6 protein-coding genes are annotated in these 9,401 nt (G+C 68.1%); 2 read left to right on the top strand and 4 right to left on the bottom strand.

Features of this window, described 5'->3' with window-relative positions:
• Positions 1-100 precede the first annotated feature (100 nt).
• On the bottom strand, positions 101-1,048 hold the full coding sequence (locus tag ACFWQC_RS28060) for a mechanosensitive ion channel family protein (RefSeq protein WP_378686052.1): 948 nt from the start codon (positions 1,046-1,048) through the stop codon (positions 101-103).
• Between the two features lie 120 nt (positions 1,049-1,168).
• On the opposite strand from ACFWQC_RS28060, the gene ACFWQC_RS28055 reads away from it, so the two are divergent.
• Entirely contained in the window at positions 1,169-1,459 is a 291-nt protein-coding gene (locus ACFWQC_RS28055; RefSeq protein ID WP_350666262.1) for a hypothetical protein, read from the top strand.
• 28 nt (positions 1,460-1,487) lie between these two features.
• Here the strand turns inward: ACFWQC_RS28055 and helR are convergent, their stop codons facing one another.
• Positions 1,488-3,734, bottom strand: a complete 2,247-nt coding sequence (gene helR / locus ACFWQC_RS28050; RefSeq protein ID WP_378686048.1) for an RNA polymerase recycling motor ATPase HelR — start codon at positions 3,732-3,734, stop codon at positions 1,488-1,490.
• Positions 3,735-4,020: 286 nt separating this feature from the next.
• On the bottom strand, positions 4,021-6,564 hold the full coding sequence (gene pepN, locus ACFWQC_RS28045) for an aminopeptidase N (protein ID WP_378686045.1): 2,544 nt from the start codon (positions 6,562-6,564) through the stop codon (positions 4,021-4,023).
• Between the two features lie 201 nt (positions 6,565-6,765).
• Between pepN and ACFWQC_RS28040 the strand changes: the two genes are divergently transcribed.
• Complete coding sequence (locus ACFWQC_RS28040; protein ID WP_378686043.1) at positions 6,766-8,424, top strand: CHAP domain-containing protein; 1,659 nt, start codon at positions 6,766-6,768, stop codon at positions 8,422-8,424.
• A gap of 62 nt (positions 8,425-8,486) precedes the next feature.
• Here the strand turns inward: ACFWQC_RS28040 and ACFWQC_RS28035 are convergent, their stop codons facing one another.
• Positions 8,487-9,218 carry a L,D-transpeptidase family protein gene (locus ACFWQC_RS28035; RefSeq protein ID WP_378686041.1) on the bottom strand — a complete coding sequence of 244 codons (732 nt, stop codon included), beginning with the start codon at positions 9,216-9,218 and terminating at the stop codon, positions 8,487-8,489.
• Positions 9,219-9,401 lie beyond the last annotated feature (183 nt).

The raw sequence follows: 9,401 nt of genomic DNA, 5'->3' as shown, positions 1-9,401 counted from the left end.
AACACGGTCCCCTCGAGCGCCGAGGGGACCGTGTTGGTCTCGACACGCTCGCTGGCGCTCGCGGCTCGACCAGCGGGGTCAGGGGCTCGACCAGCGGGGCTCAGGCCTTGGCCGTCTCCGCTTCGGCGGCGGCCTTCTCCTCGCGGTGCCAGATCACCCGCTGCGGGAAGGGCATCTCGATGCCCTCGTAGTCGAGGCGGGCCTTGATCCGCTGGCGCATCTCGCGCGCGATCGCCCACTGCTTGAGCGGCAGGGTCTTGATGAGCACCCGCACGGTGATGGCGTCGGCGGCCAGCGCCTCGACGCCGGTGACCTCGGGCTCCTCGATGATCTGGCCCTTGAACTCCTCATCGACCCACAGGTCGTGGGAGACCTCGCGCAGCACGCGCTGCACCTTGTTGAGGTCCTCGTTGTAGCCGACACCGACGTCGATGACGGCGCGGGCCCAGTTCTGGCTGTGGTTGCCGACGGTGAGGATCTCTCCGTTGGGGATGTACCAGACCGTGCCGTCGAGCGAGCGCAGCCGGGTGATCCGCAGCGTCACGGCCTCGACGGTGCCGCTGATGTTGTTGACCTCGATGCTGTCACCGACGCCGTACTGGTCCTCGATGATCATGAAGATGCCGGACAGGTAGTCCCGCACCAGCGACTGCGCGCCGAAACCGAGCGCCAGACCGACGATCCCGGCCGAGGCGATGATCGGAGCGATGTTGATGCCGAGCTGGTCCAGGATCATGGTGGCGAAGATCGCGACCATGACGCCGGTGACGACGCTCTTGAACAGCGACCCGATCGCCTGGGCGCGCTGACTGCGGCGCGAGGACGCGACGCTGGCCTCGCCTCCGTCGGCCATCTTGGTGATCTTGCCGCTCAGCCCGGGGGCCTCCACGGCGCGGACGACGACCTTGTCGATCACCCGGTGCAGTATCCAGCGGAGCACGATCGCCAGCAGGATCAGGCCGGCGATACGCAAGGGGATACCGATCACCCAGTTGCCGAGCGTCGACCAGGAGACCGAGATCAGTGGGGGGTTCGGGGGGATGGACATGGGTTCCAGTATCCAAGCCGTTCAAGGGCGACGGCCAATCCCCGGCCGGGCATCGACTCCCGCCGCGACGACGAGGGGCAGAGATGAGAACCTGGACGTACGCCGGTTAGTATCTGCCCCGTGAGCAACCAGATCCTGCGCCGCGCCGGCCTCCTCGGCGCCTCCGCCTCCGCCGCCGTCGTCGCCTCTGTTGCTACCGCCGGCCCCGCCAGCGCCGAGGTTCCCAACGGCTGGCCGGTCGCCGAGGACATGACCGCCTCCGGTCTGCTCCTGCTCATCCTGCTCATCCCGGTGATCCTGATGGTGGTCATCTCCCTCCTGGTGCTCCTGCCGGGCGTGTTCCGCGGCGAGGGGCTGCTGCCCAAGCCCCACAAGGCCGAGGACGACAACCTCCCCGCCGCGACGCACTGACGCTTCGGGCCGGTCAGCTGAGGTCGTTTCAGCTGAGAATGGCCAGCTGCTGGGTCGCCCGCGTCATCGCGACGTAGCGGTCCACGGCACCCTCGATCCCGGTCCCGTACGTCTCGGGGTCGATGAGGACGACCAGGTCGAACTCGAGCCCCTTGGCGTGCACGGGGGACAGGCGGCGTACGCGGCCTTCGTTGACGTCCCTCGAGCCGGCGGCGATCACACAGGCGACACCCTCCTCGTTCTCTGCGAGCCAGGTGTCCAGGATCACGTCGAGATCCGCGACGGATCCATGGACGACCGGGATGCCGGAGGCACGGATCGACGTCGGCACATTGGCGTCGGGAAGTGCTGCGCGGATGACCGGCTCGGCCTCGGCCATCACCTCCTCGGGCGTGCGGTAGTTGATGCTCAGGCCGGCCATCTCGATCCGGTCCAGGCCCACGCGCTCGAGCCGCTCCTGCCACGACTCGGTGAACCCGTGCCGCGCCTGGGCGCGGTCGCCGACGATCGTGAAGCTGCGCGAGGGGCAGCGGCTGATCAGCATCTGCCACTCGGCGTCGGTCAGCTCCTGCGCCTCGTCGACGACGATGTGCGCGAACGGGCCGGCGTATGGGTCGATCTCTTCGGACTCCCGCACCGAGTCGTCGAGGAGGGCGGTGCGCAGGTCCTGTCCGCGCAGCATCGACATCACCTTCATGTCGGAGTCGTCGTGGCTGATCAGGTCCGAGACGACCGCTGCCTTCGCCTTCCGGTCGGCGGCCGCCGCTGCCTTCTGGGCGCTCCGGCGCCGCGAGGCGTCGGGGTCGCCGAGCCGGCGGTGGGCTGCGTCGAGCAGCGGCAGGTCCGCCTCGGTCCAGGCCTGGCCCGCCTGGACAATCCGGTCGCGCTGCAGCGTCTTCACCTCCTCGGGCGTGAGCCAGGGCGCGCACATCCGCAGGAACGCGGGCACCTCCCACAGGTCCCCGACGATGTCGGCCGGCCGCAGCCGCGGCCAGACCTCGCCGAAGACGTCGAGCAGCCCGGCGTTGGTCTCCAGCGAGGCACGCAGGGCATCGGTCGAGTCCTCGTCGACGAGGCCGTACGCGTCGAACTCGTCCTCCTCCTGGTCCGAGTCGCCCCAGTCGTCGAGATCGGCGTCTGCGTCGTAGTCGCGGTCGGGGTCGGCGCCGGTGTTCTCCTGGATCCTCTCGGTCACGATCCTCAGCAGCGCCTCCCAGACCTGGTCGCGGGCGTCGTTGTGCGGCGTACCCTGCTCGGCCGCGGCGATCGCCTCGGCCCAGTCGCCTGTGCTGATCACCGCGTCGCCGTAGGGGGTCTCGACCAGGGTCGGCTTCGACGGAGGCTTCTCGTAGAGCGCCACCGCCGGCTCGATCGCCGTGACCATCCGGGCGTCGGCCTTGAGCCGGGCGACCCCCGGATCCGTCTCGGGCAGCAACGAGTCGCCCTCCGGGATCATCCGGAGCAGCGTGGTGGTGCGTACGCCCTCCTCACCCAGGCTCGGCAGCACGTCCGCGACATAGGAGAGATAGGGCTCGTGCGGTCCCACGAACAGCACCCCACCCTTGCCCTCGCCCAGGCGCGGGTCGGAGTAGAGGAGGTACGCCGTGCGGTGCAGCGCCACCACGGTCTTGCCCGTCCCGGGACCGCCGTCGACGACCAGGGCGCCCCGCGAGGACGCTCGGACGATGGCGTCCTGGTCGGCCTGGATGGTGCCGAGCACGTCGCGCATCCGTGGCGAGCGGCTGCTGCCGAGCGTGGCGATGAAGGCCGACTGGTCATCGAGGGCGGCGTGCCCCTCGAGGCCCTCGGCGGTGAAGACCTCGTCCCAGTAGTCGGAGATCCGCCCGTTGGTCCACCGGTAGCGGCGCCGGCTCAGCAGCCCGCGCGGGTCGGCGTGTGTGGCCGCGAAGAACGGCTCCGCGGCCGGCGAGCGCCAGTCGACCAGCAGCCGTCGGCCGTCGCTGGCGGTCAGCCCGAGCCGCCCGATGTAGATGGTGCTGCCCGACTCCGTCACGATCCGCCCCAGGCACAGGTCCAGGCTGAACCTGCGCAACATCCGCAGCTGCCCACCGATCCGGTGCACCTCCAGATCGCGGTCCAGCGCCTCCTGCCCGTGTCCGCCCGGGCGGCGGCGTACGTCGTCCAGCCGTTCGTTCAGCTCGGAGATCTGCTCCTCGAGGCTCTTCGCGATGGCAGCGAAGTGCTGCTCGTCCTCGGCGATCAGTGCCGGGTCCGCCTTGGCATCGTGACGGCCCGCGAGATCGAATGATTGCAACGCTGAATCCCCTGTCTGAACAGGCACTTTACCTGTTCGAGGAGGAGATTCTGCCCCAATCCGGGGGTCTTGCGGCAAGCCCCTGTGTGCGCTATAAAGTTGTTAGTGGAAGGGGAGATCTCCCCTTCCTTTCGTCGTTTTCGGCCACCGCTGGTCGAGCCGCGAGGCCGCCTGCGGCCGAGCGTGTCGAGACCAACACGGTCCTATCGTCGCTCGACAGGACTGTGTTGGTCTCGACACGGGTTCGCTCGTACCTCACGAACCCGGCTCGACCGACGGGGTGGTGCTACTGCGCGTCGCGCTCCTGGGCGGCGAGGGCGCGGGCGACCTCGTCACGTCCCTCGCGGACGTACCGCTTCGCGGCGGGCTCGGCGGGGGAGGTCTCGAGCCACTTGTCGGCCTTCTCCAGGAGCTCCGGGGAAGCGGCCGGCTTCGGGAAGATGAACTCCAGCACCGTCGAGGCGCGGTGGGTGCCGAGGTGGTCCCAGAGGGTGTCGGCGGCCTCGAAGTAGCGGTCGACGAAGGGCGCGAGCACCTCGTCCTGACCGCCACGCTGGAACGAGAGCACGATCGAGCGGGCGGTCTCGTTGGGCACGTCGGTGCGGACGACGACCGACTCCCAGGCGGCTTCCTTGGCCTCGGCGGTCGGCTGCGCGGCGCGAGCGGCGGCTGCCTTCTCCTGGCCGGAGATGGTGTTGTCGCGCTCGAGCTCGGCGGCGATCTCCGCCTCACCGAAGGTGCCCGAGGCGGCCAGGCCGGTGACGAGCGCCCAGCGCAGGTCCTGGTCGATCTCGAGACCGTCGAAGGCCAGGTCGCCGGAGAGCAGACCCTTGAGGTCGGCGATCGCGGCCTCGGAGCGGGCTGCGGCGGCGTACGTCCGGGCGAAGGTCAGCTGGTGGTCGCTGCTCGGCGCGGCGGCCTCCAGCAGCTCCCTGAGACCGGTCTCCCAGCGCGCCTTGAGGGCGTCGCGGTTGGCCGGAGCCGAGAACGAGCCCACCGCCTGGGCGGCGAAGACCGGGATCCGGGTGACGCCCCAGGCGTCGGTCTCCTGGCCGATGTTGGCGAGCACCAGCTCGACGAAGTCGCTCGCCCGCATCTCCGCGTCGCGGGTCATGTCCCAGGCCGCACCCCAGATCAGCGCGCGCGAGAGCGAGTCGCCCAGTGCGGACAGCGACGACAGCGCGGTGGCCAGCGAACGCTCGTCGAGCCGGATCTTGGCGTACGTCAGGTCGCCCTCGTTCAGCAGCAGCAGGTCGGGCTGCTTCACGCCGTCGAGCTGGGGAACCGAGGTCAGCTCACCGGTGACGTCGATCTCGAACGCGTCGCGGCGTACGAGAGCACCGTCGACGAGGTCATAGAGGCCGAGACCGATGCGGTGACGGCGGAGCGTCGGGTAGTCGGCCGCCGCCGACTGGCGGACCGCGAAGGCGGCGTAGGAACCATCCTCGGCGAGCGTGAACTCGGGCGCGAGGGTGTTGACGCCGGCGGTCTGCAGCCACTCCTGGGCCCAGCCCTGGAGCTCACGCCCGGAGGCGGCCTCGAGGTGGCGCAGCAGGTCCTTGAACTCGGAGTTCCCGTAGGCGAACTCCTTGAAGTAGGCCTTCAGCCCCTCCAGGAACGGCTCCAGTCCGACCCACGCCACGAGCTGCTTCAGGACGGAGGCGCCCTTGGCGTAGGTGATCATGTCGAAGTTGACCTCGACGGCCTGCAGGTCGTAGTTGTCCGCGGCGATCGGGTGGGTCGTGGGCAGCTGGTCCTGGCGGTAGCCGGTCTGCTTGCGAGCGTTGGTGAAGCCGGTCCAGGCGTCGGTGAACTCGGTCGCGTTGGCCTGGGCGTGGTAGCAGGCCCACTCGGCGAACGACTCGTTGAGCCACAAGTCGTCCCACCACTTCATGGTGACCAGGTCGCCGAACCACATGTGCGCCATCTCGTGGAGGATCACCGAGGCGCGGAAGTCGTAGAAGGAGCGCGGCTGCTTGGAGCGCGGCAGGTACTCGTCGCGCAGCGTCACGGCGCCGGCGTTCTCCATCGCGCCCATGTTGTACTCGGGCACGTAGAGCTGGTCGTACTTCCCGAAGGGGTAGGGGAAGTCGAAGGCGTCCTCGAAGAACTCGAAGCCCTGCTTGGTGATCTTCACGACCTCGTCGCGGTCGAGGTGGGGCACCAGCGACTGGCGGCAGTAGTGACCCAGCGGGATGGTGCCGAACTTGCCCTCGTAGACGTCTTGGACCTCGTGGTACTCACCGGCGATCAGCGCGGTGATGTAGGTCGACATCTTCTTGGTGGGCTCGAAGTCCCAGGTCGCGCGGCCGTCGCCGAGCGGCTTCGGCTCGGGCGTGACCGCGTTGGAGACGACCTTCCAGCCCTCGGGAGCGGTTACGTGGAAGGTGAAGACGGACTTGAGGTCGGGCTGCTCGAAGGTGGTGTAGACGCGGCGCGCGTCGGGGACCTCGAACTGGGAGTAGAGGTAGACGCGGTCGTCGGCGGGGTCGACGAAGCGGTGCAGCCCCTCGCCGGTGTGGGAGTAGGCGCAGTCGGCCTTGACGACCAGCACGTTCTCGGCCGCGAGGCCGTCGAGCTGGATCCGGGAGTCCTGGTACGCCACCGCGGGGTCGAGCGCCACGCCGTTGAGCGTGATCTCGTGGACCGTCGCGCCGACCAGATCGGCGAAGGTCGAGGCTCCGGCCTCGGTGGAGGTGAAGGTGATCGTCGTCGTCGAACCGAAGGTCTCAGCACCCGTGGTGAGGTCGAGATCGATGTCGTACGAGAGGACGTCGAGGAGCGCGGCCCTAGCGGTGGCTTCGGCGCGCGTGAGATTGGTTCCAGGCATGGCTGGATCCTCTCATTCTGCTCGGATTTCGAGACATTTATATCGCCGTTGTTGCCCGTTCTTGGGAGTCGCTGAGCGTGAAAAGTAAAAATACAGTGTTGTAATTCCGACACACCGGTATCAATGGTTGACAACTTTCTCTAGGGTGCTCATGTGCCCCTCAAGTCACAGAAACACCAGTATTCACAGGAGTCGCGCCGGGTGGGGAAGCCTGGCGGGGCGCTGCGCCGGACCTTGGTCACCGGCGCGGTTCTGCTGCTCGTCGGCCTCGGTGTGCAAGTCATCCCCAAGTTGGCATCACCGGCGCACGCGGGCTCGATCACGCTCTGCTCCGGCTTCTCGGACTGCCGCAGCAAGGGCTACTCCACCGGCGGCTACGAGAGTGCGTGGGGGAGCATGTACTGGCGGATGTACGCCGGTCGGAACTGCACCAACTACGTCGCGTACAAGCTGATCCAGACCGGCCTGCCGAACGCTCGCCCCTGGTCGGGCGAGGGCAACGCCACCAACTGGGGCGTTGCGCTGAGCCGGATGACGAACCGGACGCCGACCGTCGGCTCGGTCGCCTGGTGGCACTCCTCGCACCCGAGCGCGAGCCGCTTCGGGCACGTCGCCATCGTCGAGAAGGTCGGCGCGGACACGATCACGATCTCGGAGTCGAACTACGGCAGCGACATCAGCTGGCGCCGGATCGGCAAAGACTCGGTGAACTACCCGAGCGGGTTCATCCACTTCAACGACCAGCGCCTCTCGGTCACCAAGCGGCCCACGGTCGAGGGCACGGCACAGGTCGGCAAGGCGGTCACCGTCAACACCGGCTCGTGGAGCCCGAACCCGAACAAGATCCGCTACCAGTGGATCGTGAACAAGAAGCCGATCCCGGGTGCGACCAACAAGACCTTCCGCATCCCCGGCCACCTCGCCGGCAAGCAGATCGCGGCGGTGCTCACCGGCACCCGCCGGGACTACAGCGAGGCCAGGACGATGAGCGAGATCCTGCCGCCGATCAAGCAGGGCACGTTCAAGGTCCTGGCGCAGCCGAAGATCAGCGGCACCCAGAAGGTCGGCTCGACGATCTCCGTCGGCGGGGCGGACTACGAGCCGTCGGCCAAGATCGGCGAGGTCAGGTGGTACGCCGACAAGCAGCTGATCACGCGCACCAAGTCCCGCTTCCTGAAGGTGCCCGCAGCGGCCTCCGGGAAGAGGATCGGCGCGGTCGTCGTCGGTGTCCAGGAGGGCTACCGCCCGAAGCACTCGTACGCCTTCGCCGACACGCTCGTCGGTGGTGGCAAGGCTCCGCAGCAGCCGGCAGAGCCGCCGAGCGGCGGCGAGCTGACGCAGACCGAGGCCGGCTTCGTGAAGGGCGGCACTCGACTCGGCGGCCTGATGCAGGTCGACCCGGGCGGCTTCAGCGAGGCCGTCGACGTCTCCTACCAGTGGACGCGCGAAGGCGCGCCGATCTCCGGAGCCACGACCGAGAAGTACCGTCCGACCGAGGCCGATGTCAGCCACCGTCTCAGCGTCACCGTGGTCGCCCGCTCCAGCAGCGGCCAGACGCTGACCAAGACGTACGGCCCCAGCGGCCGGGTCCGCGTCAAGCCGAGCGTCAAGGTCACCGCGACCGGCGGCTCCCGGGAGGCGAAGGTGGCCGTCGAGGTCATCGCGCCGGGCTACCTGCCGACCGGGACGGTCAAGATCACGACCAACGGTGGACGTACGGTCACCAAGACGCTCAGCGGTGGCGCGGCCGGTGTCACCTTCGTCAAGCTCCCCGCAGGCGAGTACGCCGTCACCGCCGCCTACAGCGGCGACGAGGTCGCCTACTGGGCCAGCGGGGGTGACTTCACCACCGTCAACTGATCACATGGCTGTGGGCCGGAGCGATCCCCGCTCCGGCCCACGGTCCTGTCTTCACGGCCAGGTCAGGCGCCGATGGCGATGACGGGCTTCTTCGTTGGGTCGAGAAGGTTGAAGTACTCCTTCATCATCCAGCGCGGGACGCTGACACAACCGCCGGTCGCGCCCGAGCCGTTGACGTGCAGGAAGATCCCGGCGCCGCGGTAGCGGACGGGGTTGTCGTAGTTGTACTTGACGACCACCGCGTACTCGTACTGCGTCGGGTAGGCCGCGAGCCGCTCGGAGCTGTTCACATCGCTGGCGGGCAGCGAGTAGCGGAAGCCGCCCTGGGACTTGAGGCGGTAGCGGTTGTAGTAGGCCGAGTTGTTGTCCTGGACCCAGTAGGACTCGCTGGTGATCTTGGTGTGGGCCAGCTTCTGGGTGCTCGCCTTGGCGTGGGTGCCGAAGGTGGACATCAGGCTGAAGGTGCCCATCGGAGTGGTGCTGGTGCCCTGCTTGCGCTGGTCGCGCGCCACGAGCCCGCCGGAACCGATGCGCCCCTTGGTGGTCATGAACTTCTGGGTCCACTTCCCGTCGGCCTTCACCCAGAACCGGACGTTGGCGTACGTCCCGGACGAGCGATTGACGGTGACGACCTGCGTGCCGCCGTAGGGGACGGCGACCGAGACGCCGTCGAGGACGACTGTCGTCGCGGCGTCCGCGTTCGAGGGCAGCAGCGAGAACATTGCAGCGGCGGTCGCAACGACGGCGACGACACCGCCGACCAAGCCTGTTCTTCGGTCGATCGAGAGTCTCACGAGACCTCTCTCCTTCGTGGGGATGGATCCGATCCGAGCGATCGGACCGCGGAAGCCTAGTGGGGTATGTAAGCGTTTACCCGGGAGTGGGAGTGTCAGGAACTTTGTGTAACTGATCATCGGCTTGCTTGTGTTCAGTTCAGACCCAGGCGTTCTTCGCCGAAGGCCATGGTAAGGGTGTTG

The sequence above is a fragment of the Nocardioides sp. NPDC058538 genome (assembly GCF_042719275.1).
In the GTDB taxonomy this organism is placed as follows: Bacteria; Actinomycetota; Actinomycetes; order Propionibacteriales; family Nocardioidaceae; genus Nocardioides.
Note: the sequence above shows the minus strand (reverse complement) of the source record. Positions and strands in the feature narration are given on the sequence as shown.